The sequence below is a fragment of the Fulvimonas yonginensis genome (assembly GCF_037137055.1).
GTDB classification, from domain to species: domain Bacteria; phylum Pseudomonadota; class Gammaproteobacteria; order Xanthomonadales; family Rhodanobacteraceae; genus Frateuria_A; species Frateuria_A yonginensis.
This window is the reverse complement of sequence record NZ_JBBBNY010000020.1, coordinates 1-26,870: the sequence shown is the minus strand read 5'-3', so window position 1 is coordinate 26,870 and position 26,870 is coordinate 1. Positions and strand designations below refer to the sequence as shown.

Below are 26,870 nucleotides of genomic sequence, written 5' to 3'. Positions count from 1 at the left end.
TTTTTCGTGGGTGGGGTTTGGGTTGTTTTGTGTGTTTTTTTTGGGGTGCCCCCCCCCCCTTCCCCCCCCCCCGCGCTGATCGCCTTCCTGTCGCGTACGCGCGCTCCGTCGTGTACGGATGACGTAGGAGCGCCTTGCTCGCGATGCCCTTGGCGCTCCGATGCGGCATTTGCCTGATCGAAGCCAAGAGCATCGCAAGCAAGCTCGCTCCCACATGGTGCAAGCGCGCCGTGAGCGGCGCGCCCGTTGGGCCGCTAGAAGTTGTGGTCGCCGCCGATCAGGTCGCCCAGGCCGCCCAGGATAGAACCCTCGCCGCGGCGCTGGCCGCCACCCTGCGGCGCGGCGGCCAGCATGCGGCCGGCCATGCGCGAGAACGGCAGCGACTGCAGCCACACCTTGCCGGGGCCGGTGAGGGTGGCCAGGAACACGCCTTCGCCGCCGAACAGCATGCTCTTGATGCCGCCGACCGGCCTGACGTCCATGCTCACGGTGTCGTGGAAGGCCACCACGCAGCCGGTGTCCACGTCCAGCCGTTCGCCCGGCTTGAGCTCGCGCTCGACCACCGTGCCGCCGGCGTGCACGAACACCCAACCGTCGCCCTCGAGCTTCTGCATGATGAAACCCTCGCCGCCGAACAGCCCGGTGAGGATCTTGCGCTGGAAGTAGATGCCCAACTGCACGCCACGCGCGCCGGCCAGGAAGGAGTCCTTCTGGCAGATCAGCCGGCCGCCGTGCTCGGAGAGCTTCATCGCCATCACGGTGCCGGGGTAGGGCGCGGCGAAGGCGACCTTCGCCTTGCCGCTGCCGGTGTGCGTGAACACGGTGGTGAACAGGCTCTCGCCGGTGATCACGCGGCGCCCGGCCGAGAACAGCTTGTCCATCAGCCCGGCGCCCTGGCTGGCCGCGGAGCCGTCGCCGAACACGGTGTCCATCTGCACCGCCGCTTCCTTGTACATCAGCGAGCCGGCCTCGGCGATCGCGCTTTCGCCGGGATCCAGCTCGACCTCGACGAACTGCATGTCGGTGCCCACGATGCGGTAGTCCACTTCGTCGGCGGTGCCGTAGCGCCCGGCGGGCACCGGCGGCGGCGCCACGCTCATGGCGGTGGGCGTCTCGAACACGCTGCGGATCGGGCGCCACTCGCCGAAGCCTTCCTTCCAGCAGTAGCCGTCGGCGCGGCTGCGTGCCTGGGCGCGGGCCGCCTCGTCGTCCAGCGGGCCGATGCGTTCGTTGTTGCCGTAGCTGAAGTACCACTGGGTCATTGAGCCGCCCTCTGTCTCGTGAAGACCGCCAGTCTAGCCGGCTGCCCGCGAAGGCGAGCAGTGCCGGTCGTCCCTGCGGCAGGGAGGTAACCGCAGCGGCCCGCCCGGCGAATGGGATGGCATCGCGCCGCACTCGCCGTCCGGCCGGCACCCTTGCCCAGGAACGATCCATGAGCGAATACGGCACTGCTTTCCCCATCCGTACGCCGCGGTCCGGCATGCTCTGGCGGCTGGCGCTGATCGGCGCGGTCGTCGCCGCGCTGGCCGCCGCCTTCGCCTACGTCGGCGGCTGGCTGACGCCGCGCCGGCTGACGCCCGGTCGCATCGTCGACACCTTCGAGCAGGTGGCCGGTCGTCACCCGGGATTCCGCCGCAACCACGCCAAGGGCGTGTGCGTGACGGGCTACTTCGAGGGCAGCGGCGCGGCGAGCGCGTACTCCCGCACCGCGCTGTTCGGGGCAGGGCAGCGCACGCCGGTGGGGCGTTTCGCGCTTCCCGGCGGCAACCCCTATGCGCCCGACGCGAGCGTGCCGATCCGCAGTCCGGCGCTGCGCTTCACGCTTGCCGACGGCGAGCAGTGGCGCACCGGCATGAACAGCATGCCGGTGTTCCCGGTCGCGACGCCGCAAGCCTTCTACGAGCAACTGCGCGCCAGCCGGCCCGATCCGCGGACGGGCAAGCCCGACCCCGGGCGCATGCGGGCGTTCTTCGCCGCACACCCGGAGACCCGTGCCTTCCGCGCCTGGGCCAGCACGGCCAGGCCGTCGGCCAGCTACGCGACGGAGGCCTACAACGCGCTCGACGCGTTCTACTTCGTCGACGCGGACGGGCGGCGGCACGCGGTGCGCTGGGGCGTGGTGCCGGAGGCGGCCGGTCGCCCCGATGCGGTGGGGCCCGCCGGGCCGGACGGCCTGGCGCAGGACCTGGTCCGCCGCCTGGCCCAGGGACCGTTGCGCTGGCACCTGCGCGTGACCCTGGCCGCTCCCGGCGACCTCACCGACGACGCCAGTCGCGCCTGGCCGGCCGACCGGCCGCAGCTCGACGCCGGCACGCTGGTACTGGAGCGCACCGAACCGCAGGACGCCGGCCCCTGCCGCGACGTCAACTACGACCCGCTGGTGCTGCCGCAGGGCATCGAGGCCTCGGACGATCCGCTGCTGCCCGCGCGTTCGGCCGTCTATGCGGACTCGCACGAGCGGCGCACCGGCGAGGAGACCGGTGTCTCGCCGCCACGCACCGCTCCGCCCACGCCCGCCCGGGAGCCGCGCGCATGAAGGCCGCCACGCATTTCAGCCTGCCGATCCGCCTGCTGCACTTCATCGGCGCCGGCATGGTGGCGTCCGTGTCGGAGCGCCACGTGTGGCTGGTGGCCATCCACAAGCCGCTGGGCCTGGCGGTACTGCTGCTGGCGCTGGTGCGCCTGGCGCTGCGCTGGCGCCTGGCGCTGCGCTGGCACCACGGCGCTCCGCCGCTGCCGGCGTCGATGCCGCGCTGGCAACGGCGGGCGGCGCAGGCCTCGCACGTGCTGCTCTACCTGCTGATGGTGCTGATGCCGCTGATCGGCTGGGCGATGCTCTCGGCGGCCGGGGATCCGGTGACCGCCGGTGCGCTGCGGCTGCCGCCGATCCTGCCGGTCGATCCGCTGGCCTTCGCGCTGTTGCGTCGGGCACATACGGCGCTGGCCTACCTGCTGTTCCTTGCCCTACTGGCGCATCTGGGGGCGGCATTGTTCCATGGCCTGGTCCGTCGCGACGGCGTGCTGTCGGCCATGCTGCGCGGCGGGCGGGACGTGCGCGAGCCGGAGCAAACCGCCTCGGGCTAGAATCGCTCCATGCGCGCCTATCTCGACCTGCTTCGCCACGTGCTTGACCATGGCACGGAAAAGACCGACCGCACCGGCACCGGCACCCGCAGCGTGTTCGGCTGGCAGATGCGCTTCGACCTCGCCGCCGGTTTCCCGCTCGTCACCACCAAGAAGGTGCACTGGAAGTCGGTGGTGCACGAGCTGATCTGGTTCCTGCGCGGCGACACCAACATCACCTACCTCAAGGAACACGGCGTCAGCATCTGGGACGAGTGGGCCGACGCCGATGGCAACCTGGGTCCGGTCTACGGCAGGCAATGGCGCGCCTGGCCCACGGCCGACGGCGGCGCGATCGACCAGATCCGCTGGGTGGTGGAGGAGATCCGCCGCAACCCCGATTCGCGCCGGCTGGTGGTGAGCGCCTGGAACGTGGGCGAGCTGCCGAAGATGGCGCTGATGCCCTGTCACGCGCTGTTCCAGTTCTACGTGGCCGACGGCAAGCTTTCCTGCCAGCTCTACCAGCGCTCCGGCGACATCTTCCTCGGTGTGCCGTTCAACATCGCCAGCTACGCGCTGCTCACCCACATGGTGGCGCAGGTCTGCGGGCTCGGCGTGGGCGACTTCGTGCACACGCTGGGCGACGCGCACCTGTACAGCAACCACGTCGAGCAGGCGCGCCTGCAGCTTTCGCGCGAGCCGCGGCCGCTGCCGCGCGTGCTGTTGAACCCGGACGTGCGCGCCCTGGAGGACTTCCGCTACGAGGACATCGCGCTGGAGGGCTATGCGCCCCACCCGGCGATCAAGGCGCCGGTGGCGGTCTAGCCCTCGAGCAGTTCGCGCAAGGCGGCCGACTTGCGCAGCGTGGCGAACGGCACCACCGGCGCGGGCTGCGCCGGCGAGGGCTGCAGCGTCTTCTGCCACACCCCCACGTCCCACCAGCGGCCCAGCTTGTAGCCGCTCTGGCGCCAGACGCCGGCCGGCTCGAAGCCCATCGCCTCGTGCATGCGCACGCTGGCCTCGCCGGGCAGGGTGATCACGCCGACCACCTGGGTCAGGCCCTGCAGGCGCATGGCGTCCAGCAGCACGCCGTACAGGCGGCGGGCGATGCCCTGGCGCTGCGCGTCCTCGCGCACGTAGATCGAGGTCTCCGCGATCCAGTCGTAGGCGGCACGCTCGCGGAAGCGGCTGGCGTAGGCGTAGGCCAGCACTTCGCCGTCGCGCTCCCAGACCAGCCACGGGTAATGCGCCAGGCGCGCCTGGATGCGCCCGCGCATCGCCTCGGCGCCGGGCGGCTCGGTCTCGAAGGTGGCCACGCCCTCCAGCACCGACGGCAGGTAGATGGCGTGGATCGCCGCAGCGTCCCCGGGCCGGGCGATGCGGATCGGCACGGCTCAGAGCTCGCGCAGGTAGAAACGGTCGCAGCCATGGTGGCCGGTGCCGCCCATCGCGTGGCAGATCGGCCTGAAGCCGCTGCGCAGGTACAGCGCCTGCGCCGCGTCCATGCCGGTCAGGGTTTCCAGGTAGCAGCGGCGGTAGCCCAGGGCGCGCGCGGTATCCAGGCAACGCTGCATCATCGCGGCGCCGGCGCCGATGCCGCGCGCCTGCGGCAGGAAGTACATCTTGCGCAGCTCGCACACGTCCGGCTCGCCGCCGTCGAGCGGGGCCACGCCGGCGCCGCCCACCACCATGCCCTCGCGCTCGACCACGAAGTAGGCACGGCCCGGTTGCGCATAGGCGGCCGCCATGTGGTCGACCTCGGCGTCGTGGATCGCGAAGCCGGGGCCGTCGGCGCCGAATTCCGGCATCACGGTGCGGATGATGGAGGCCACCGCGGCGTCGTCGCGCGGTTCGACAGGACGGATCAGGAAGGCGTCGCTCATGCGCGGGATTCTAAGGGGAGAGCGCGCCGTTTCGGGCGCATGCCGTCGGCAGGCCGTTGCAGGAGCGAGCCTGCTCGCGATGCTCTTGCTCGACCAACGCCAAGCAAAAGGCATCGCGAGCAAGCCCGCTCCTACAGGCCGGTAGCCCGGCGACGGTGCGCGTACGGACCGGCGGTCAGGCGGCGGTGCGCGCGCGGGTGACGCGGCTGGCCGTTTCCTTGTGCAATTGCGCGGCGAGCCAGGCCCCGGTGGCGACCAGCAGGTCGAGGTCCACGCCGGTGTGCAGGCCCATGCCGTGCAGCATGTAGACCACGTCCTCGCTGGCCACGTTGCCGGTCGCGCCTTTCGCATACGGGCAGCCGCCGGTGCCGGAGACCGCGCTGTCGACCACGCGTACGCCTTCCTCCAGGCAGGCCAGGATGTTGGCCAGCGCCTGGCCGTAGGTGTCGTGGAAGTGCACCGCCAGCGCGGTCATCGGCACCGCCTGCGCGACCGCGCGCAGCATCGCGCGCGCCCTGGCCGGCGTGCCCACGCCGATGGTGTCGCCGAGCGAGATCTCGTAGCAGCCCAGCGCGTGCAGGCGTTCGGCCACGCGCACCACGTCCGCCACCGGCACCTCGCCCTGGTAGGGGCAGCCGAGCACGGTGGAGACGTAGCCGCGCACCGCCACGCCGTCGGCCTTCGCGCGCTCCATCACCGGCACGAAGCGCTCGATCGACTCGTCGATCGAGGCGTTGACATTCTTGCGGTTGAAGGCCTCGCTGGCGGCGGTGAACACCGCGATCTCCCGCACGCCGACCGCGCGCGCCCGCTCGTAGCCCTGCAGGTTCGGCACCAGCACCGGATAGCGCACGCCGGGCACCTTGCGGATGCCGGCGAACACCTCGGCCGCGTCGGCCAGCTGCGGCACCCATCTGGGGCTGACGAAGCTGGTGGCTTCGATGGTGGCGAGGCCGGTGGCCGAGAGACGGTCGATCAGCGCGATCTTGACCTCGGCCGGCAGCAGGGTCTTCTCGTTCTGCAGGCCGTCGCGCGCGCCGACTTCGACGATGCGGACGTGGTCGGAGGGGGAAAGGCTCATCGCGTTTCTACCGGGCGGACGAGGGGGCTTGCACTTTAGCGTGGCGGAGGCCTCCCGGGATCATTCGGCGGCGAAGCGCACCAGCACGGCATCGGCCTCGACGAATTCGCCCTGCGCGGCGGAGACGCTCTCGACGGTGCCGGCGCGCGGCGCCTTCAGCGCCAGCTCCATCTTCATCGCCTCCATCACCAGCAACTCCTGGCCCTCCTCGACGCGCTCGCCCGGCCTGGCCTTCACCAGCACGACGCGGCCGGGCATCGGCGCGACCACCTGGTTGCCGCCGGCGGCTTCCTTCGAGGCCCAGGCGAAGGCGCCGGCGCGCGCGAAGCGGTGGCGGCGGCCGGCTGCGTCGTGCAGCAGCACGCGGGTGTCGTCCACGCGCACCGGCAGACGCAACGCCTCGTCCTCGTAGCGGGCACTCAACACGCCGTCTTGCAGGCGGGCGCCGCATACCCGGCAACCCTGCTCGCCGTGAGCGAGGTCGTAGTCGCCGCCGTGGCCGTGCGCGGCCACCTCGTAGCGCTGTCCGTGCCGTTCGAAGGCGACCACGCGCTTGCCGGCGTGGCCGACGCGCCAGGCGTCGGCACGGGCCCAGGGCGAGTGCGGGTCGGCCGCGGCTGCCGGCACGGTCGCCTCTTCCTGCAGCAGCGCGGCGGTGGCGGCGGCGAACAGCACCCGTTCGGCCGGCGCGGCATCGCCTTCGAGGAATTCGCCCAGGTGGCGGTCCAGGTAGCCGGTGTCGATGCGGCCCTCGACCACGGCCGGGTGCCGCGCCAGGCGCTCGAGGAAGGCGATGTTGGATTTCGGGCCTTCGATCTCGCATCGCGCCAGCGCGTCGCGCAGCCGCTGCAGCGCCTGCGGGCGGTTCGCGTCCCACACGATCAGCTTGGCGATCATGGGATCGTAGAAGATGGTGACCGTGTCGCCCTCGACCACGCCGCCGTCGACGCGCACGTGGCGGGACGGCGCGGGCAGCACCAGGCGCTGCAGCTTGCCGGAGCCCGGCAGGAAGTTCTGCTCCGGGTCCTCGGCGTACAGGCGCACCTCGATGGCGTGGCCGCGCGCCTGGATCTGCGCCTGCGTGAGCGGCAACGGTTCGCCGGCGGCCACGCGCAGCTGCCATTCGACCAGGTCCAGGCCCAGGGTTTCCTCGGTGACCGGGTGCTCGACCTGCAGGCGGGTGTTCATTTCCATGAAGAAGAACGCGCCGTCGGCGCCGACGATGAACTCCACCGTGCCGGCGCCGACGTAGTCCACCGCCCGCGCCGCCGCCACCGCGGCCTCGCCCATGGCGCGGCGCCGTTCGGCGTCGAGGAAGGGCGAGGGCGTCTCCTCCAGCACCTTCTGGTAGCGCCGCTGCGCCGAGCACTCGCGCTCGTTGAGGTGGATCACATGGCCGTGGGTGTCGCCGAACACCTGGAACTCGATGTGGCGCGGATGCTCCACGTAGCGCTCCAGGATCACGCGTGTGTCGCCGAAGGCGTTGGCCGCCTCGCGCTGGGCCGACGCCAGCGCGTCGGCGAACCCGGCCTCGTCGCGCACGATGCGCATGCCCTTGCCGCCGCCGCCCGCCGCGGCCTTGATCATCAGCGGGAAGCCGGTGCGCCGCGCCTGCTCGGCCAGGTACGCCGGATCCTGGTTCTCGCCGTGGTAGCCCGGCACCAGCGGCACGGCGTGCTTCTCCATCAGCGCCTTGGCGGCGGCCTTGGAGCCCATCGCCTCGATGCTCTCGGGCTTGGGCCCGATGAACACGATGCCGGCCTCGACGCAGGCGCGGGCGAAATCCGTGTTTTCCGAAAGGAAGCCGTAGCCGGGATGGATCGCCTGCGCGCCGGCCTTGCGCGCGACGTCGAGGATGGCCTCGCCGCGCAGGTAGGACTCGGCCGGGCGCGGGCCGCCGATCGGCCAGGCCTCGTCGGCCAGGCGCACGTGCTGGGCGTCCTTGTCGGCCTCCGAATACACCGCGATGGTGCGGATGCCCAGGCGGCGGCAGGTGCGGATCACGCGGCAGGCGATCTCGCCGCGGTTGGCAATCAGTACGCGCTCGAACATGCAGGCCATCCGAAGTCGATGCAAAGCCCGCAAAGCTAGCAGATCGTCCGTGTGCAGCCGATGCGCAGCGCAGCAAGCCCGCGGCGGTCCTATCATGGGCGGCCCGTTCCGCCCCGCCGGGAGCCGTTCCGTTGAAGAAGTCCGATTTCGATTTCGACCTGCCGCCCGAGCTGATCGCCCAGGCCCCGCTGCCGGAGCGCTCGGCCAGCCGGCTGCTGTGGCTGGACCCGGTCGCACGCACCCTGGAAGACCGCCGTTTCCGCGAGCTGCCGGCGTTCCTGCGTCCCGGCGACCTGCTGGTCTTCAACGATACCCGCGTGCTGCCGGCGCGGCTGTACGGGCGCAAGGAGAGCGGCGGCGCGGTGGAGATCCTGATCGAGCGGGTCACCGGCCCGCACGAGGCCACGGTGCAGCTGGGCGTCAGCAAGAAGCCGAAGGCGGGCGGCCGCATCGAGCTGGCCGACGGCAGCCATGCCGTGGTGCTGGGCCGCGAGGACGCCTTCTTCAGGCTGCGCTTCGAATCGCCGGAGCCGCTGGAGGGGCTGCTGTCCCGCCTGGGCGAGATGCCGCTGCCGCCCTACATCGAGCGCGAGGCCGGCGCCGCCGACCTGGAGCGCTACCAGACCGTCTACGCCCGCGAGCCGGGCGCGGTGGCCGCGCCCACCGCCGGCCTGCACTTCGACGAGCCGCTGCTCGAGCGCCTGCGTGAACTCGGCGTGGAGACCGGCTACGTGACCCTGCACGTGGGCGCCGGCACCTTCCAGCCGGTGCGCGTGGAAGACATCCACCAGCACACCATGCACCGCGAGTGGCTCAACGTCGGCGCCTGCCTGGTCGAGAAGGTGCGCCGCACGCGCGCCGCCGGCGGCCGGGTGATCGCGGTGGGCACCACCGTGGTGCGCGCGCTGGAGAGCGCCACCCGCGACGGCCAGCTGCAGCCGTTCGCGGGCGAGACGCAGATCTTCATCTTCCCCGGCTACCGCATCACCAACATCGACGGGCTGATCACCAACTTCCACCTGCCGCAGTCGACCCTGCTGATGCTGGTGTCGGCGCTGGCCGGGCGCGAGTTCGTGCTGGAGGCGTACCGGCACGCGGTACGCGAGCGCTACCGGTTCTTCTCCTACGGCGACGCCATGCTGATCCTGCCGCGCGCCTGAGCCGGCGGCGGGGCTCAGGCCTTGCCGTGGAACAGCTCGCGGCCGATCAGCATGCGCCGGATCTCGTTGGTGCCGGCGCCGATCTCGTAGAGCTTGGCGTCGCGCAGCAGGCGGCCGGCCGGGAACTCGTTGATGTAGCCGTTGCCGCCCAGCGACTGGATCGCCTCCAGCGCCACCTTCACCGCGTTGGTGGAGGCGTTGAGCAGGCAGGCGGCCGGGTCGATGCGCGACTTGTTCCCGGCGTCGAACTGCTGCGCCACCATGTAGGCGAAGCCGCGCGAGGACTGCAGCGCGGTGTACATCTCGGCGACCTTGGCCTGCATCAGTTCGAAGGTGCCGATCGGCGCGTTGAACTGCTTGCGCTCGCGCACGTAGGGCAGGGTGATGTCCAGCGCCGCCTGCATCAGGCCCAGCGGGCCGCCGGTGAGCACCAGGCGCTCGGTATCGAGGCCGCTCATCAGCACGCGCACGCCCTCGTTGACCTCGCCCACGATGTTCCCGGCCGGGATCTCGCAGTCCTCGAACACCAGCTCGCAGGTGTTGGAGCCGCGCATGCCGAGCTTGTCGAGCTTCTGTGCGGTGGAGAAGCCGGCCATGCCCTTCTCCACGATGAAGGCGGTCATGCAGCGGCTGCCGGCCTCGCGCCCGGCCGTGCGCATGTAGACCAGCAGCACGTCGGCGTCGGGGCCGTTGGTGATCCACATCTTGGAGCCGTTGGCGACCCACACCTCGCCCTTCTTCTCCGCGCGGCAGCTCATCGAGCCGACCACGTCGGAGCCGGCGCCCGGCTCGCTCATCGCCAGCGCGCCCACGTACTCGCCCGAGCAGAGCTTGGGGATGTACCTGCGCCGCTGTTCCTCGTTGCCGTTGTGGAAGATGTTCTGCACGCAGAGGTTGGAGTGCGCGCCGTAGGACAGGCCGACCGAGCCCGACGCGCGGGAGATCTCCTCCATCGCCACCATGTGCGCGAGGAAGCCCATGCCGGTGCCGCCGTACTCGGTGGGGATGGTCATGCCGAGCAGGCCCATGTCGCCGAGCTTGCGCCACAGGTCGTGCGGAAACACGTTCTCGCGGTCGATGCGATCCGCGCGCGGGGCGATCTCCTTCTCCGCGAAGGCGTGCACGCTTTCGCGCAGCATGTCGATGTCTTCTCCGAGCGGGAACGGGCGCATCCGTGGAACTCCTGGGGTTGGAGGAACGATTTTAGCGCACCGGCGTATACGCGCCGGCGAGGGCGTGCGACCTTCGACTCCCGCGCTGCGCGCCTGCTCGGGGCGAACGGCCTCTTCGGACCGTTCGCCCCGAGCGTGGCCCGCAGGGCGAAGTCGAGCGCCTGCCCCACGGCACGAACCGGCCGGCCAAAACAAAGAGCCGCCCGAAGGCGGCTCCTCGCTCGAGACGAAAGCCGGGAGCTCACTGCCCGCGCATGCGCCCCTGGAAGCGCGTGCCGCCGTTGCCCATGTGCGGCAGCTTGATCTTGCCGATGGACTCGATGCGCTCCTCCGCCAGGCGGTCGGCCGCCTTGTAGGTAGGCACGTTCTCGGTCTTGGAGATCTCGAAGATACGGCCCAGGTTGTAGTAGATCGTGCGCATCATGCGCATGGCGCGCTCGCGGTTGTAGCCGTCGATCTCCAGCGACACGTTCATCACGCCGCCGGCGTTGACCGCGTAGTCGGGCGCGTACAGCACGCCGCGGCGGGTCAGCTCGTCGCCGATCGCGTCGTTGGCCAGCTGGTTGTTGGCCGCGCCGCAGATGATCTTGGCCTTGATGCGGTCGATGGTCTGCTCGTTGAGCGTGCCGCCCAGCGCGCACGGCGAGTAGACGTCGGCGTCGACGTCGTAGATCTCGTCCAGGCCCACCGCCTCGCAGCCCAGCTCGTCCACGCAGCGCTGCACCGCGTCCTTGTTGATGTCGGTGACGAACACCTTGGCGCCCTGCTCGCGCAGCAGCTTGATGAACTCCGAGCCCACGTGGCCGGCGCCCTGCACGGCGTAGCTGTACTTGCCCACGTCCTCGTTGCCGTGCTTGAAGTTCAGCGCGGCCATCAGGCCCTGCAGCGTGCCGTAGGCGGTGAACGGCGAGGGATCGCCCGAACCGCCGTGCACCTGGTGCACGCCGGTCACGTACTCGGTCTCGCGGAACACGTATTCCATGTCGTTGACGTCGATGCCCACGTCCTCGGCGGTGATGTAGCGGCCGTTGAGCGAGTTGACAAAGCGGCCGAACGCGCGGAACAACGCCTCGGACTTGTCCTTGGAGGGATCGCCGATGATCACCGCCTTGCCGCCGCCCAGGTTCAGGCCGGCCACGGCGTTCTTGTAGGTCATGCCGCGCGACAGGCGCAGCACGTCGTTGACCGCGTCCTGCTCGGTCTTGTACGGCCACATGCGCAGGCCGCCGAGCGCCGGGCCCAGCACCGTGTTGTGGATCGCGATGATGGCCTTCAGGCCGGCGTCCTTGTTGTGGCAGAAGACGACTTCTTCGTGACCCGTCTTGGCGATGGTTTCAAAGATCATTGGAACGATGACTCCACGAGTTTGGCGGATGCCACGGGGATGGCATCCCGCAGAAAGGTGGCGGGCCGATCCAGTGCGGCCCGCGGGAACCGGCAGGAAACGCTTGAAAGTCAAAGCCCCGGCGGGGGCCGGGGCGGTGAATTTAGTCGGCTAGTTTAATACGTCGGTGCCGGGGCCGTTTCTGCGGCGCAGCAAGCCGGGCACGCGGGGCGCCCGGCCCGCGGGTCTCAGCGCACCCAGTAGCCCGGATGGAAGTACCAGGCATGGCCGCGGTGCACCCAGTACGCGGGGTGGTAGCGGTAGCCCGGACGGGCCCGCACCCAGTACCCGTCTACCCACACGTGGTGATGCATGCGCGGGCTCCAGCGCCAGTAGCCCGGCACCCAGACGTAGCCGCGCCGCGGCGGCGGCACGTGCACCACGCGCACCGGCGGCGGTGGCACGCCGACACTCACGCCGACCGAGACCTGCGTGCCCGCCCGCGCGGCCGGCGCGCAGGCGGCGGTACCCACGGCCAGGCCGAGGGCGGCGATGAGGGCGAGGGAGCGGGGTGTGGCAGTCATCGGTGTCTCCGGTAGGCGCCGCGAGGGGCGGCGTGCCTACCGGGAAACGGCGTGCCGGCCTGCGTGTTGACGGATCGCACACGCGCGTTCAGCCGACAGCCAACCCCGCGCTCCCAAGGGGGCGGTCGTCAGAGCCTGCAGTTGGGCGAGTGGCCGCTGGCGCGCGCCTGCTGGTACACCGGCAGCAGCTGCTGCGCCTGGCGGCCGAGTACTTCGGCGCGCTTGTCCGGCGCCGGATGGGTGGAGAGGAAGGCCGGCGTGCGCGAGCCGCCCTGCTTTTCCATCTTGTCCCATAGCGTCACCGCCGCGCGCGGGTCGAAGCCGGCCTGGGCCATGTAGCGCTGGCCCAGCGTGTCGGCCTCCGCTTCCTGCGTGCGCGAGAACGGCAGCAGGACGCCCACCGTCGCGCCGGCGCCGAGCAGCGCGGCCACGTTGCCGGCGTCGCTGCCGCGGGTGCCGGCGTAGATCGTGCCGGCGGCCACCGCCGCCTGCGCCGCCATGTTGTCGGACACGCGCTCGGCGCCATGGCGCGCGACCACGTGCGAGAGCTCGTGGCCCAGCACCACGGCGAGCTGGTCCTGGTCGCTCGCCACCTTGAACATGCCGCGGTTGACGCCGATGCGGCCGCCGGGCAGGGCGAATGCGTTGGCGCTGTCGTCGTCGACGATCTGCACCTCCCACTGCTGCGTGTTCCATGGTGCCGGCAGCACCGCGACCAGCGCGTTGGCGACGCAGGTCGCGTAGGCGCGCTCCTTCGGCGCGTTGGCGAACTTGCCCTGCTGGCGCATCTGGTTGAACGAGGCCAGGCCCATCTGGCTCATCTGCGCATCGGACACCATCATCAGCTGCGAGCGCCCGGTGGGCGAGGTCGCGCAGCCGGCCAGCAGGGCGGCCACGACCGTGGCGACGAGCATGCGGGGTTTCATGGCATCTCCTCCGTATGGGCGGCCCCCAAGCATAGCCTCGGGCGCCGGCTAGGGCGGATGAACGGAGGGCTGGAAAAGAACGAACGGTCGTGCTATTTTCCGTTGCCATGACCGCTTCCGCCTCCGCCACCGCCAAGGGCCCCGCCACCCGCGAGCTGATCCTCGAGCACGCCTACGAACTGGCCCGCGTGGGCGGGCTCGAAGGCCTGTCGATCGGCACGCTCGCCGCCGACGTGGGCATGTCCAAGAGCGGCGTGTTCGCCCACTTCGGCTCGCGCGAGGACCTGCAGCTGGCGGTGCTGGACGCCGCCGCGCGCCGCTTCATGGCGAAGGTGCTGGTGCCGGCGCTGTCGGCGCCGCGCGGGCTGCCGCGCCTGCGCGCGATCGTCGAGCACTGGTGCGAGTGGGGCCGCGAGCACCAGAGCGGCTGCGTGCTGCTCAGCGCCACGGCCGAGTACGACGGCCGCGAGGGCGCGCTGCACGATGCCGTGGTGGCGCAACAGGCCGGCTGGCGCGGCGAGCTGGAAAAGGCGATCGGCCAGGCCGTCGCCGCCGGCCACCTGCGCGCCGACACCGACGCCGCCCAGCTCGGTTTCGAGATCTACGCCCTCATGCTCGGCCTGCACCACGACGCCGGCCTGTTCGGCTTCGAGCAGGCCAGCCGGCGCACTCGCGCCGCCTTCGAGCGCCTGTGGCGCAGCTGGCAACCCTGAGAAGGAGCCGACCATGTCCACCGTGATGCGCCGCCCCGGGCTGGCCGCCCGCTTCAAGCTCGCCACCGTGCGCACCGGCTTCGCCCTCGGCGGGCGGCTGGCGCCGCGGCGCACCGCGGATCGCGCCGCGCGCCTGTTCGCCACGCCGTTCGCCAGCAGCCGCGCCCGCGCGCGCGCCGCCCGGCCCGATCCGGCCATGCGCCAGGAGACCCTCGCGGTCGGCGACCATCGCATCGCCACCTACGTGTGGGGCGATCCGGCTACCCAGCCGTACGTGCTGCTGGTGCACGGCTGGTCCAGCTTCGGCCTGCGCTTCCTGCCCTGGGTGGAGCACCTGCGTGGCCTGGGCTACGCCGTGGTCGGCTTCGACCAGCCCGGCCACGGGCTGAGCAGCGGGCACTACTGCACGCTGCCGGAGTTCGCCGACACCGTGCGCGCGGTCGGCCGCCACTACGGCGATGCGGCATTGGCGATCGCGCACTCCCTCGGCGGCGCCGCGCTGGTGCTGGCGCAGAGCGAGGCCTGGCGCGCCCGGCGCCTGGTGCTGATCGCCCCCGCCGCCGACATGGACGCGGCCGCCACCCGCTACTTCCGCTTCGTGCGCCTGGGCGAGCACCTGCGTCGCCCGTTCTACGCCTGGCTGGTCAGGCGCACCGGCGTCAGCGTGGACGACCTGCAGATGCACCGCCACGTGGTCGCGCTCGGCCAGCCCGGGCTGGTCGTGCACGACCTGGACGACGCCGACGTGCCGTGGGACGAGGGCGAGCGCTACGCCCGCCACTGGCCCGGCGCGCGCCTGCTGACCACTCAGGGCCTGGGCCACCACCGCGTGCTGGATGCGCCGCAGGTGATCGAGGCCGTGCTCGCCTTCGCCCGCGGCGAGACGGTGGGCGAGCGCATCGTCGCCTCCGCCAATCTGCCGTTCGGCGTGGCCTGAACGGCGCCGTCGCCGGGCTGAACGCCGCCCGGCGGCTTGAGCCGCGCTTCACCCGTGCCTGCGCACAGTCGTCCGCGCCGCCCGCCAGGGCGCGCATCCTTTGACCGCAAAGGAGACGACCCGTGAAAACCCAGCGATCCCTCACGACGACGAGCAGTGCGTTGGCGTTGCTGCTCGGGATGGCCGTCCTGCCGACGGCCTCGGCGCAGCAGGCCGGCCGCACGGTGGACTCCGACTTCCAGAGCATGGACCAGAACCACGACGGCCACCTGGCGCGTTCGGAACTGCAGGGCAACATGGCGCTGCTGCGCAGCCGCTTCACCACCTACGACAGCAACCAGGACGGCTACCTGGATCCGCAGGAGTTCGCCACCGCCAAGGCTGCGCTGCAGGGCGGCGGCCGCGCGATGGAAAGCCAGACGCCCGCGGCACCCAAGCCGCACAGCTCGGCCAACCCGGGCGGCTGAGCCGGCGCTACAGGCAGCGCGCGAGGCGGCGGATGCCCTCGTCGCTCGCCGGCGCGTCGACGGCGCCGTAGCCGAGGATCAGGCCGTCGCGCCGCGCCGGCCCGTAGTAGCACTGCGACAGCGGCCGCACCGACACGCCCTCCTGCGCCGCGCGGCGCGACAGCGCGATGTCGTCCACGCCCCGCGGCAGCAGCGCGGCCAGCTGCATGCCCGCCTCCGCGCCGACCACCTCGAGCCGGTCCGGCAGGTGCCGCCCGATCGCGTCGAGCAGGGCCGCGCGCCGCGCCGCGTACAGCGCGCGCATGCGGCGGATGTGGCGCGCCAGGTGGCCCTCGCGGATGAAATCGGCCATCGCCCGCTGCGGCAGCATCGGCGAACAGGTGTCCAGCGCCTCGCGTGCGGCGCGGAAGGCGGGCACCAGGTCGCGCGGCACCACCAGGTAGCCCAGCCGCAGGGCAGGGAACATCACCTTGCTGAAGGTGCCCAGGTAGATCACCCGCGCGTCCGCGTCCAGGCCCTGCAGCGAGGTCACCGGCTGGCCGCCGAAGCGGTACTCGCCGTCGTAGTCGTCCTCGACGATCCAGGCGCCCTCGCGCGAGGCCCACTGCAATAGCTGCATGCGCCGCGCCGCGCTCATGGTCATTCCCAGCGGGAACTGGTGCGAGGGCGTGACGTAGGCCATCCGCGCGCCCGGCCCGCGGCGGATGCCTTCGGCCACGTCCAGGCCCTCGGCGTCGACCGGCACGGTGACCGCCCGCGCGCCGACCGCCGCCAGCGCCTGGTGCGCGCCGGGGTAGCCGGGCTCCTCCATCCACGCGCTGTCGCCCGGATCGAGCAGCACGTGCGCGCAGATCTGCACGCCGTGCTGGGCGCCGGTGGTGATCATCACCTGCGCGGCGTCGGCGCGTATCGCGCGCACGGTGCGCAGGTAGTCGGCGATCGCCTCGCGCAGCGGCGGGTGGCCCATGGGGTCGCCGTAGACCAGCGCATCGACGCCCGGCTGGCGCGCGTGCCGCCCGAGCAGCCGCGACCAGGTGCCGTGCGGGAACTGCTCCAGCGCCGGCAGCCCCACGCGGAACGCGCCCTGGCTCTCCAGCCAGGTCTGCGGCGGGCCGGCCATCGCCGCCGCCCGCGCGGCGACCCGGCGCCCGCCCGCGGCCACCGGCGCCGCGGCGGCGACCCGTCCCCGGCGCCGTGCCGGCCCGGTCGCACCCTGCGGGATCGCCGCCGCCACGCAGGTGCCGGCGCCGGTGAAGGTTTCCAGGTAGCCCTCGGCGAGCAGCTGCTCGTAGGCGCCCAGCACCGGCAGGCGCGAGACCCCGAGCTCGCCGGCCAGCGCGCGGGTGGAAGGCAGGCGCTGGCCCGGCCGCAGCTGGCCCTCGACGATGGCGCGCCGGAACCAGTCGGCCAGCTGCCGGTAGATCGGCACGCCGCGGCCGGCATCCAGGGCGATCGGCGGCAGCAGGCTGGCGGACACGCGCTTCATGGCGGCTCCCGAAGTGGTCATGCAGGATCATAGCGAAGTGGCTATTCGCCCAGACCACTCCCGCGTCTAAGGTCGATCCGCCGGCAGCTGCCGGCGCACCGGAACGGGGACGATGGCGATCAGGGCAGGTGGGCGTGGATCCGGAAGCTGGCGACTGGCGGCCGCAGCGCTGGCGTGGGCGGTGGCAGGCGCCGCCTTGGCGCAGGACGCCGGCAGCGCGCGGCAGTCGCGCGACGACGCCTGGTGGACCGGCCCCATGCTCGCCAACTCCGCCGAGACCCTGCCGCGCGGCCACGTGCTGGTCGAGCCCTACGTGTACGACGTGATGACCGACGGCAACGACGGCTTCGGTTCGCGCGCCTACGTGCTGTACGGCCTCACCGACGACCTCACCGTCGGCGGCATCCCGATCATCGGCTACAACGGCCTGCACCAAGGGCCGAACAGTTCCGGCATCGGCGCCGGCGACCAGATCCTGCAGGCGCAGTACCGCCTCACCCGCTTCCACGAGGGCAGCTGGTTCCCCACGCTCGCCATCCAGTTGCAGCAGACCGTGCCCACCGGCCGCTACAAGCGCCTGGCGCGGTCGGCCGACGGCATGGGCGGCGGCGCCTGGGCGACCATGATCGGCCTCAACGCGCAGACCTACTTCTGGCTGCCCAACGGCCGCATCCTGCGCGCTCGGCTCAACGCCACCTGGACCTTCGCCCGGCATGCCGATCTCGACGGCGTGAGCAGCTACGGCACCGGGCCCGACTTCCACGGCCGCGCCGAGCCGGGGGATGCGTTCTACCTCGGCATCGCCGCCGAATACAGCCTGACCCGCCGCTGGGTGCTGGCGCTCGACCTCACCTGGAGCCACAGCGACGCCACGCACGTGACAGGCTACGACGACCCGCTCGGCCTGCCGGCCGTGGCCGTGCGCGCCAGCTCCGGCAGCAGCGACGCCTTCGGCTTCGCCCCGGCCGTCGAATACAACTTCAACGCGAACGTCGGCGTGCTGTTCGGCGTGCGCGTGATCCCCGGCGGACACAACCTCACCCGCTCGGTCACGCCGGCGATCGCCGTCAATGTCGTCCACTGATGCGGAGGTAGGTGCCATGAAACGCCCGCTGCTCACCCTCGCGCTGCTCGCGATCGCCACCGCGGCCGGCGCCGTGTCCGCCCGATCGCAGCCGCACGACCCGATCGCCGCCGCCGTCGCCGATCCGGCACGGCCCGCCGCGGACCGGGCGCAGGACGCCGCGCGCAAGCCGGCGCAGGTGCTGGCCTTCGCCGGCATCCGTCGCGGCGACGTGGTGGTCGACATGATGCCCGGCGCCGGCTACTACACGCGCCTGTTCAGCCGCCTGGTCGGCCCCACCGGCAAGGTCTACGCGCTGGAGCCGGCCCAGATGGCCAAGGCCGCACCCAAGCCGCTCGCGGCGCTGCGGGCCTTCGCCGGCAAGGGCGACTACGCCAACGTGGTTGTGCTGGTGCAGCCGCTGGACGCGCTCGCCTTGCCGCAGCCGGCCGACGTGGTCTGGACCTCGCAGAACTACCACGACCTGCACGACCCGTTCATGGGCTCGCCGGACGTCGCCCGCGTGGACAGGCGCCTGCTCGCCATGCTCGAGCCCGGCGGCACCTTCCTGGTGCTCGACCACGCCGCCGCCCCCGGCAGCGGCTTCGCCAACACCGACGACCTGCACCGCGTCGACCCCGCCGCGGTGAAGAAGGAAGTCACCGGCGCCGGCTTCCGGTTCGTCGCCGCCAGCGACGTGCTGCGCAACCCGGCGGACGACCACACCGCGGCCGTCTTCGACCCGAAGATCAAGGGCCACACCGACAAGTTCCTGCTCGAGTTCCGCAAGCCACGTTGAGACGACAGGCCGGCTCCTGCGCCCTCTCCCCCGGGGAGAGGGCCGGGGCGAGGGGCCAAGGCTTGCGTGCATGCCCGGTCGAAACGCGGCGTATTCGCCCCTCTTCCCGTCGGGAAGAGGGCTGGGCGAGGAGCGAACGCTTGTGGACCAACGCGGCCGAAGGGATCCCTGAAGGATCAAGTCACGGAAATCTTCACGCGAACCGCGCCCGCCCACTGCCTGATCCATCCTGCTCGAGCCGCGCCCGCGCTCCTGCCGGCGCGCCTCCGCCCGGGGCCGGCGCCGCGCCAACCCCGGCTCCCCGCGCCCTTGACCCCGATCCACTAGAATCGAGGGGTTCAGAGCACACAGATGTCGGAGTCGCCATGAGTTCCCCCGCCAGCCACGTCCCCGCCGCCGCCGCGCAGGCCGAAACCACCCCGCTGCGTTTCGTCACCGCCGCCAGCCTGTTCGATGGGCACGACGCGGCGATCAACATCATGCGCCGCATCATCCAGGGCCAGGGCGCCGAGGTGATCCACCTGGGTCACAACCGCTCGGTGGAAGACGTGGTGCGCGCCGCGCTGCAGGAAGACGCCGACGCCATCGCGCTGTCCTCCTACCAGGGCGGCCACGTCGAGTACTTCAAGTACATGGTCGACATGCTGCGCGAGCGCGGCGCCAGCCACATCCGCGTGTTCGGCGGTGGCGGCGGCACCATTACCCCGGAGGAAATCCGCGAGCTGCAGGCCTACGGCGTCGAGCGCATCTACCACCCCAACGACGGGATGAAGATGGGCCTGACCGAGATGATCGAGGACGTGATGCAGCGCACCCGCGCCGCCCAGGTCCAGCGCCTGAAGGCCGAGCAGCCGGGCGTGCCCAAGGTCGATATCGAGGACGAGATTTCCGTCGGCCGCATGCTCACCGACATCGAGGAAAGCCGCCTCGGCGAGCCCGAGCTTGCCCGCCTGCGCAAGGAATGGGACCTGGCCGGCCGCAAGACCCCGGTGCTGGGCCTCACCGGTACCGGCGGCGCCGGCAAGTCGTCCGTGGTGGACGAACTCCTGCTGCGCTTCCTGCACGCCTTCCCCGAGATGCGCATCGCCGTGCTCGCTGTCGACCCGACCCGCCGCCGCTCCGGTGGCGCGCTGCTGGGCGACCGCATCCGCATGAACTCGCTGCGCTCCAAGCGCGTGTACATGCGCTCCATGGCCACCCGCCGCCAGCACATGGCCACCAACGAGGTGCTCAAGGACTGCATCGCCTTCCTCAAGAGCCAGCCCTACGACCTGGTCATCGTGGAAACCGCCGGCATCGGCCAGAGCGACTCGGAGATCGTCGACCTGGTCGACTTCCCCGTCTACGTGATGACGTCCGACTACGGCGCGGCCAGCCAGCTCGAGAAGATCGACATGATCGACTTCGCCGAGCTGATCGTGCTCAACAAGTTCGACAAGCGCGGCGCCGAAGACGCCCTGCGCGACGTGCGCAAGCAGTGGAAGCGCAACCGCACCGCCTTCGCCCTGAAGGACGAGGACGTGCCGGTCTACCCGACCATCGCCAGCCAGTTCAACGACCCGGGCGTGACCTGGATGTTCGCCAACCTGTGCCGCCTGCTGCGCGAGAAGGTCAGCGCCAGGCACGGCCAGGCCATCGGCAGCCCGCACTGCGACTTCGCGCCGGACGTCGACACCGCGCTCAAGGAACCGCGCGCCACCGTGCTCATCCCCGGCAGCCGCGTGCGCTACCTCGCCGAGATCGCCGAGCAGGGCAGGGCCATCAACGCCTCCATCGCCCGCCAGGCCGAAGCCGCGAGCAAGGCGCAGCACTACTACGAATCGCTCAAGGAACTGGGCGACGAGGAACTGCCCAAGCCGCTGGATCTCTACCCGCGCGACGCTTTGCATCCCTCTCCCTCCGGGAGAGGGACCGAGGGTGAGGGTACGAACCTTGCCCAGGACTCCGCGCAAGCCCCGAACCCTCACCCCCAGCCCCTCTCCCGAGGGGAGAGGGGAGCAGTCGACCGCACCCTCGCGCTCCTCCGCCAGCGCTACAACGAAGCCGTCAAGGAACTCTCGGCAGAATCCATCCACCTCCTCCGCGACTGGCCCAAACTCCGCGAGTCGGTAACGAAGGACGTCAACGAATACCAGGTCCGCGGCAAGACCATCCGCGTCGAGAACTACCGCGAATCCCTGAGCCACCAGAAGATCCCGAAAGTCGCCCCGCCCAAGACCGAAAGCTGGGGCGACCAGCTGCTCTTCCTCGGCAAGGAAAACCTCCCCGGCCACTACCCCTACACCGGCGGCGTCTACCCCTACCGCCGCACCGGCGAAGACCCCACCCGCATGTTCGCCGGCGAGGGCACCCCGGAGCGCACCAACCGCCGCTTCCACTACCTGAGCCAGGGCGGCGCCGCCACGCGCCTGTCCACCGCGTTCGACTCGGTCACCCTGTACGGCGAAGACCCGGCCCCGCGCCCGGACATCTACGGCAAGATCGGCAACTCCGGCGTCAACATCGCCACCCTGGACGACATGAAGAAGCTCTACTCCGGCTTCGACCTGTCCGCGCCGACCACCTCGGTCTCCATGACCATCAACGGCCCGGCGCCGATGATCCTGGCGATGTTCATGAACACCGCGATCGACCAGAACGTGGAGAAGTACCTCAAGGCCGACGCCACCCGCTGGGCGCAGGCCGAGCAGCAGATCGCCAAGCTCTACGAAGGCCGCGAGCGCCCGCGCTACTCCGGCGACCTGCCCAAGGGCAATGACGGACTGGGCCTCGGCCTGCTCGGCGTCACCGGCGACCAGCTCGTCGACGCCGAGACCTACGCCCGCATCAAGCAGGAGACACTGCAGGCCGTGCGCGGCACCGTGCAGGCCGACATCCTCAAGGAAGACCAGGCGCAGAACACCTGCATCTTCTCCACCGAATTCGCCCTGCGCATGATGGGCGACATCCAGCAGTACTTCGTCGAGCACAAGGTCCGCAACTTCTACTCGGTGTCGATCTCCGGCTACCACATCGCCGAAGCCGGCGCGAACCCGATCAGCCAGCTCGCCTTCACGCTGAGCAACGGCTTCACCATCGTCGAGTACTACCTCGCCCGGGGCATGCACATCGACGACTTCGCGCCGAACCTGAGCTTCTTCTTCAGTAACGGCATGGACCCGGAGTACACCGTCATCGGCCGTGTCGCCCGCCGCATCTGGGCCCGCGCCATGCGCGAGCGCTACGGCGCCAGCCCGCGCAGCCAGATGATGAAGTACCACATCCAGACGTCCGGCCGGTCGCTGCACGCGCAGGAGATCCAGTTCAACGACATCCGCACGACGCTGCAGGCGCTCTACGCGCTGTTCGACAACTGCAACAGCCTGCACACCAACGCCTACGACGAAGCCATCACCACGCCGACCGAAGAAAGCGTGCGCCGCGCCGTGGCGATCCAGATGATCATCAACAAGGAACTGGGCCTCAACTTCAACGAGAACCCCTGGCAGGGCAGCTACGTGGTCGAGGAGTTGACCGACCTGGTGGAAGAGGCCGTCTACAAGGAGTTCGAGGCGATCAGCGAGCGTGGGGGCGTGCTGGGTGCGATGGACACCATGTACCAGCGCGGCAAGATCCAGGAAGAGTCGCTGTATTACGAGCACAAGAAGCATGACGGCTCGCTGCCGTTGATCGGGGTGAATACGTTCCTGCCGAAGGAGCATGGCGGGGAGGTGGCTACCGAGATCGAGCTCATTCGCTCCACGGAGGAGGAGAAGGGGCAGCAGATTGCGAACGTGCGGGCGTTCGGGGAGGCGCGGAATGGGTTGGCGCCGGAGAGCCTCAAGCGGTTGCAGCAGACGGCGCGGGAGCGGCGGAATGTGTTCGAGCAGTTGGTTGAGGCGGTGAAGTACAACTCGTTGGGGCAGATCAGCCACGCGTTGTATGACGTGGGTGGGGAGTATCGGAGGAACATGTAATGAGCGTCGGTGACACGGACGATCGTTTGCGTGGCTTTCAAATAGCCTTTGGCGCAAAAGACGCCAAATGGTTTCTTGCTAAGGCCGAGCGGGAATTGGCGCGATATACCTCTGTGACTGACGGATCGGATAAATTAGACGCGCTCCTGAACTTCGCATCTACGTTGATATCGCTTGAAGATTGGACGTACGACGCCCATAGCGGAACTAGACGAGAATGGGTAGAGCGGCATAGATCGCGGTCCCAGGAGCACATGTTTATTGCGTTCATCGCATTGTTGGCAAAGCACCGCTTGCTAGGTGATGGGCGATTCGCTCGCGCGAGCATCGAGCCGGGCACGGCAGAGATGTTGCGGGTGTGGAAGATGCGTTGCCTACAGCTCAAGTCGCGGAATTGCAGTCACGCTTTCCGGGTGCAACGATTTTGCCGCAAGCGAGATTCGACGACGACGAGGTCGCCGGATACGAAATCTTGATCAGGATGCCGGCTTTCCGGTTGGATGGCCGACAACGGGAAACAAGCTCTATTCTCAAAAGTCCTCTCGATTACTGGAAGGGCGAGTTAGCCGATTAACGCACCTTCCCGGGAGGCCGCGTTGCGTCTATCTCTCCTAGCAATGCGGAAAGTCAGCGGCGCCAGCTTGACCTGAGCTGCTGCTCATACTGGCCGCGGCTTTGGAGGCACCATCAGCCGCTAAGCGTGTGCCGTATCGCGCTGTTGGCATAACCAGGAAATGATCTTGGCCCGATTTTAGGCAAGCTGGATAAGGAATGTGAATTGCTATGGACGCGGAAATTGAAAACCTGCGCGTAAGTAGGTCGTACGCTATGGAAGAAATTCACTTTTCTGGTGGTCTTCGGGGCGCGCGCACAAATCTCGGCTGGGCGTTATATCCTCTGTCTAGCGATGAGGATTCGAATGCGATTGTTTTCAAGACGCCGCAAGATCATCTTTCCTTTGCCACTAGCCAGTGTGGCGTCAAGTACTTGGGCACCTGCATAAAGTACCTCTTACACGCGAATCGGCCTTCAATGGACGTTTGGGAATTCGGTGCGCGAGATCCCCAAAGCGGCTTAGGCGCTGCTGACTCCTGGGCAGCTATTGGAAACCAAGCTGAAAAAGCGCGTGACAAGCGATATGCGGAAACCACCTCTTGCATCAGTGCTCACCTCCGGGCAGCTTCGCTCCGGCTTAGGGACGTTTCTAACGGGTACCACAATCAGCTGAATTGGGCTCTGGCGGAGAGGAAGGCGCCCGGGACTTGGTTCTCGAATGCGGCTCTGGACGATCTGTATGTAGACTTCCACTCGCTTATCTCAGAAATTTCGTCCGCACGAGACCACATCGCAATGGTCGCGGCGATACATATTGGTGCGCCTGATCGTATAGACAGCTTGTCAAGGCTTGAAGACTGGGTTGCTAAGCCTGCAAATCGAAGTCACGCGTCACATCCCATGGTGCGTATCCTTCTAGATGCTCTAGGAACCACGCCGGCCTCAGGTTGGTTGCGGCGGATCGGAGATCTTCGCAACGAAATGCTGCATCGCGTTCCGATGAGCGTAAATAGATCCGTCGCGGGGTTAATTCTCGAGCAAGGCCAAACGCCTCTCGGAATGGTCTCTAAGATTCGCCTGGCTGGGCCATTGAGCGCCAGACCTTTATCCTCGCAGCCGATAGACCCGCTAATCGAAATTTCACAGCTTGCCGGCTGTTTTGAAATGCTTTGTAGGGCCGCATGGAAGCATGCAAAATATCCATTTGAGCTCCCACAATTAAGAGAGCGAAGCTAGTTCGCCGTCAAGTGAAGAACCGTCTGAAGATTGGGCGATGGTAGGTCGTTGCGCTCAAGTCAGCCGGAGAATCGGCCGATCGTGGAGGAGAAGGGTCCTGACGCGATTTAGTGTCGTAGAGTAGCGCTGACCCTATTTTGTCCAGGAGCGGCACGATGAACATGCAGCGCTATCCGGAAGGCCTCGTCGTAACGCAGCAGGATTTTGCGGATAGCGGTTGGCGAGAGGCGTTGGCGGATGGCGCAACCGAAAGCTACAGCGCCATGTGGCGTGCCTTTTCCGCTGCGGCACGTACGGCAATAGAAGCGAAACACCTGGTGCGCGGGAAAGTGTTGTGGCTGCTCGCCGATGCGTGCTCGATGATGCTGCGTCCTAAAAGTATTAGCGAGCCGTACCAGCCTATCATGGTGATCGAAGGAAAGCGCAGCGCAACCCTGGACGACTTTGCCGAAGCGGATATCTTTTTTTTCTCTCAGATCGTCGACGACATCGATGACGTTCGATTGCGGGCCCGAATCGCCGACGTAGCCTGGCTTTTGGGAAGCCCCCGCGAGGTCAAGTTTGCCCTTACAAGCATCGACGCCTACCGATTGATCCCGCTGGATGCTGAAACTTGGGTGCGAGATGGGCGCGAATGCTGGGAGCGGGCCATCGGCCTAGCTCGAATGTTGAGAGCTGCGTCGGGCGAGAGGTTGCAGGAGATGGAGGCGACCATACTCGCGGCGTTCGAAGCTGCTTCTTGCGCAGATGGCTTTCTTATTCTTTGGTTGGCCGAACTTCTCGAATCCAATCGTCTTGGGCGTAGCCAGCGGCTTTCCATCGCACAGAAGCTTGAAAGCTCCGCACTCGAATTCGACAGTCAGGGCGACCTTTATCGCGCTGGCAAGTATTGGCAAAAGGCAGCGGAAGAGTTCGAGGCAACAGGTGACCGTGCAAAAGCAGGGGAGATGAAGGTTTTACTGGCCGAGAACGCGGTCAAAGAAGCCGGCGCCAGGGTCTCATCTGATGACCCAAGTCACATGGTCGCGGCCAACTTCTACGAAGAGGCCATCCAGACGTATCGAACCATTCCTAGATCTGAGCGTGCTGCTTGGGGCGTGGACGAACGGATCGTCGAATTACGGAAGTTGCTCCAGGAGTCGGGGGAGAAATCGGTCAGTGAAATGAGCACCGTTCACTCGCCGCAGTTGGACATCACAGCATTGGTGGAGCGTGCGCGTGATGCGGTCAGGGGCAAGACGCCACTTGATGCATTGAGGGCGCTGGCGAACTTGCATCCTGGCGCGAACGCCAAGCAGGCTCGCGATGAGGCTATCGCCACACTACGTAAGCATCCTTTGCAGGCGTTCTTTTCGGCGACGACTATTAGCAGGGACGGTCGTGTGGTTGCCAGACGGCCCGGCATGAGCTTCGCGGACAAGCCGACGGCGGATGACGAAATCGTCATCCGCACACAGATGATTAATGATTTCCAACTTCTGGTAGGCCTTGCAGTTCAGGGCGAGATCGTGCCCGCGCTTGAAGTCATCCTTATGGAACACAGGCTACGCGAAATGGACTTTGTGGCCTTGGCCAGTCGGTCACCAATCGTTCCTCCCGATCGTGCAGGGTTGTTCGGTAAGGCGCTCTTTGCCGGTTATGACCGAGATCTTGCCACGGCAATCCATCTGCTGATTCCACAGATCGAGCAAATGGTGCGTTTCCACTTCAAGCAGGCTGGAATCAAGACCACGATACTTGACGGCGATGGCATTGAGACTGAGTTTGGCTTGAGCACGTTGATGGGCATGCCCGAGGCGGAAAAGGTCTTTGGTGCAAACCTAACTTTCGAGCTCAGCGCCCTGCTTTGCGATGCGCATGGGCCGAATCTGCGAAACGAACTCGCTCATGGTCTGATGGATGAGGATGCTTGTCGCTCTGTTTACGTGATTTATATTTGGTGGCTTGCCCTAAAGCTGGTATTCAACGCGTACTGGTTGGCGAATCGAAAGCATGCTGCCGAAGCAGCCAGTGGTGAGGAAGAATGAGTGCTAGGGTCAATTGCTGCTGGAAAACCCGGGTCACCATTTCGCCGCCGGGGTCAATAGGCGCAAAGCTCTTCTGCCCCAACTAACGGGGTCACCATTTCGCCGCCGGGGTCAATAGGCGCATAGCTCTTCTGCCCCGCGAGGCGGGGTGAGGTATCCCGGGTTGCTTGAGGCCCGCTGTCCGCTGCGTTCGATGCGGCGCCAGGAGCGCGCCAGTCACCGTTCTGGTTAGGGCCGCGGCAGCGGCCCTTTTGTTGCCCAAACACTCGTCGGTTTCCGCGGTGGCCGGGTAATCCCCCCGCTTTCAGCGGACGCCAAAAGTGGAGCTATGCGGCAAGCGCCAATTTCTGCATCGGCGTGATGCCACCGAGTGCCATATTCGGGCG

General features: G+C 68.6%; 21 protein-coding genes. 11 read left to right on the top strand and 10 right to left on the bottom strand.

What is annotated here, in order from left to right:
- Positions 1-254: 254 nt before the first annotated feature.
- Entirely contained in the window at positions 255-1,262 is a 1,008-nt protein-coding gene (locus WAT24_RS16215) for a TIGR00266 family protein (protein WP_336808942.1), read from the bottom strand.
- A 170-nt stretch (positions 1,263-1,432) separates the two neighbouring features.
- On the opposite strand from WAT24_RS16215, the gene WAT24_RS16210 reads away from it, so the two are divergent.
- The 3 genes from WAT24_RS16210 to WAT24_RS16200 are packed head-to-tail and all read left to right on the top strand — an operon-like array spanning position 1,433 to position 3,888.
- Positions 1,433-2,536, top strand: coding sequence for a catalase family peroxidase (locus WAT24_RS16210; RefSeq protein WP_336808941.1), 1,104 nt, complete (start codon positions 1,433-1,435; stop codon positions 2,534-2,536).
- The gene (locus WAT24_RS16205; protein ID WP_336808940.1) at positions 2,533-3,084 is read left to right on the top strand and encodes a cytochrome b; all 552 of its coding nucleotides are present in this window, start codon (positions 2,533-2,535) and stop codon (positions 3,082-3,084) included. The genes WAT24_RS16210 and WAT24_RS16205 overlap by 4 nt, the downstream gene beginning before the upstream one ends.
- Positions 3,085-3,093: 9 nt before the next feature.
- Positions 3,094-3,888 carry a thymidylate synthase gene (locus tag WAT24_RS16200; RefSeq protein WP_336808939.1) on the top strand — a complete coding sequence of 265 codons (795 nt, stop codon included), beginning with the start codon at positions 3,094-3,096 and terminating at the stop codon, positions 3,886-3,888.
- Here WAT24_RS16200 and WAT24_RS16195 read toward each other — a convergent pair.
- From WAT24_RS16195 to WAT24_RS16180, 4 genes are all read right to left on the bottom strand, one after another.
- Positions 3,885-4,454, bottom strand: a complete 570-nt coding sequence (locus WAT24_RS16195; RefSeq protein WP_336808938.1) for a GNAT family N-acetyltransferase — start codon at positions 4,452-4,454, stop codon at positions 3,885-3,887. The genes WAT24_RS16200 and WAT24_RS16195 overlap by 4 nt on opposite strands.
- A 3-nt stretch (positions 4,455-4,457) precedes the next feature.
- On the bottom strand, positions 4,458-4,946 hold the full coding sequence (locus WAT24_RS16190) for a GNAT family N-acetyltransferase (RefSeq protein WP_336808937.1): 489 nt from the start codon (positions 4,944-4,946) through the stop codon (positions 4,458-4,460).
- A gap of 175 nt (positions 4,947-5,121) precedes the next feature.
- Positions 5,122-6,027, bottom strand: coding sequence for a hydroxymethylglutaryl-CoA lyase (locus WAT24_RS16185; protein ID WP_336808936.1), 906 nt, complete (start codon positions 6,025-6,027; stop codon positions 5,122-5,124).
- Positions 6,028-6,087: 60 nt separating this feature from the next.
- A complete protein-coding gene (locus tag WAT24_RS16180; RefSeq protein ID WP_336808935.1) occupies positions 6,088-8,079 on the bottom strand; it encodes an acetyl-CoA carboxylase biotin carboxylase subunit in 1,992 nt (663 codons plus the stop codon).
- A gap of 131 nt (positions 8,080-8,210) precedes the next feature.
- Between WAT24_RS16180 and queA the strand changes: the two genes are divergently transcribed.
- Positions 8,211-9,239: a tRNA preQ1(34) S-adenosylmethionine ribosyltransferase-isomerase QueA gene (gene queA / locus WAT24_RS16175; protein ID WP_336808934.1), complete on the top strand. Its 1,029-nt coding sequence runs from the start codon at positions 8,211-8,213 to the stop codon at positions 9,237-9,239.
- A 14-nt stretch (positions 9,240-9,253) separates the two neighbouring features.
- Here queA and WAT24_RS16170 read toward each other — a convergent pair whose 3' ends face one another.
- The 4 genes from WAT24_RS16170 to WAT24_RS16155 form a co-directional block, all read right to left on the bottom strand.
- A complete protein-coding gene (locus WAT24_RS16170) occupies positions 9,254-10,411 on the bottom strand; it encodes an isovaleryl-CoA dehydrogenase (RefSeq protein WP_336808933.1) in 1,158 nt (385 codons plus the stop codon).
- 241 nt (positions 10,412-10,652) lie between these two features.
- Positions 10,653-11,756: a Glu/Leu/Phe/Val dehydrogenase dimerization domain-containing protein gene (locus WAT24_RS16165; protein ID WP_336808932.1), complete on the bottom strand. Its 1,104-nt coding sequence runs from the start codon at positions 11,754-11,756 to the stop codon at positions 10,653-10,655.
- A 227-nt stretch (positions 11,757-11,983) separates the two neighbouring features.
- Entirely contained in the window at positions 11,984-12,319 is a 336-nt protein-coding gene (locus WAT24_RS16160) for a hypothetical protein (protein ID WP_336808931.1), read from the bottom strand.
- Positions 12,320-12,447: 128 nt separating this feature from the next.
- The gene (locus tag WAT24_RS16155; protein ID WP_336808930.1) at positions 12,448-13,245 is read right to left on the bottom strand and encodes a M48 family metallopeptidase; all 798 of its coding nucleotides are present in this window, start codon (positions 13,243-13,245) and stop codon (positions 12,448-12,450) included.
- Positions 13,246-13,352: 107 nt separating this feature from the next.
- Between WAT24_RS16155 and WAT24_RS16150 the strand changes: the two genes are divergently transcribed.
- The 3 genes from WAT24_RS16150 to WAT24_RS16140 all read left to right on the top strand — a co-directional run bounded on the left by WAT24_RS16150 (position 13,353) and on the right by WAT24_RS16140 (position 15,362).
- On the top strand, positions 13,353-13,958 hold the full coding sequence (locus WAT24_RS16150) for a TetR/AcrR family transcriptional regulator (protein WP_336808943.1): 606 nt from the start codon (positions 13,353-13,355) through the stop codon (positions 13,956-13,958).
- A 13-nt stretch (positions 13,959-13,971) separates the two neighbouring features.
- On the top strand, positions 13,972-14,895 hold the full coding sequence (locus WAT24_RS16145; protein WP_336808929.1) for an alpha/beta fold hydrolase: 924 nt from the start codon (positions 13,972-13,974) through the stop codon (positions 14,893-14,895).
- 122 nt (positions 14,896-15,017) lie between these two features.
- A complete protein-coding gene (locus WAT24_RS16140) occupies positions 15,018-15,362 on the top strand; it encodes an EF-hand domain-containing protein (RefSeq protein ID WP_336808928.1) in 345 nt (114 codons plus the stop codon).
- A gap of 7 nt (positions 15,363-15,369) precedes the next feature.
- Here WAT24_RS16140 and pdxR read toward each other — a convergent pair whose 3' ends face one another.
- A complete protein-coding gene (gene pdxR, locus WAT24_RS16135) occupies positions 15,370-16,848 on the bottom strand; it encodes a MocR-like pyridoxine biosynthesis transcription factor PdxR (RefSeq protein WP_336808927.1) in 1,479 nt (492 codons plus the stop codon).
- A 112-nt stretch (positions 16,849-16,960) separates the two neighbouring features.
- Here pdxR and WAT24_RS16130 point away from each other — a divergent pair, with 112 nt between their 5' ends.
- The 4 genes from WAT24_RS16130 to WAT24_RS16115 all read left to right on the top strand — a co-directional run bounded on the left by WAT24_RS16130 (position 16,961) and on the right by WAT24_RS16115 (position 26,484).
- Positions 16,961-17,932: a transporter gene (locus WAT24_RS16130; protein WP_336808926.1), complete on the top strand. Its 972-nt coding sequence runs from the start codon at positions 16,961-16,963 to the stop codon at positions 17,930-17,932.
- A gap of 16 nt (positions 17,933-17,948) precedes the next feature.
- Positions 17,949-18,710, top strand: a complete 762-nt coding sequence (locus tag WAT24_RS16125; RefSeq protein ID WP_336808925.1) for a class I SAM-dependent methyltransferase — start codon at positions 17,949-17,951, stop codon at positions 18,708-18,710.
- 365 nt (positions 18,711-19,075) lie between these two features.
- Complete coding sequence (locus WAT24_RS16120) at positions 19,076-22,666, top strand: methylmalonyl-CoA mutase family protein (RefSeq protein WP_336808924.1); 3,591 nt, start codon at positions 19,076-19,078, stop codon at positions 22,664-22,666.
- Between the two features lie 1,946 nt (positions 22,667-24,612).
- Entirely contained in the window at positions 24,613-26,484 is a 1,872-nt protein-coding gene (locus tag WAT24_RS16115) for a DUF4209 domain-containing protein (RefSeq protein ID WP_336808923.1), read from the top strand.
- Positions 26,485-26,870 lie beyond the last annotated feature (386 nt).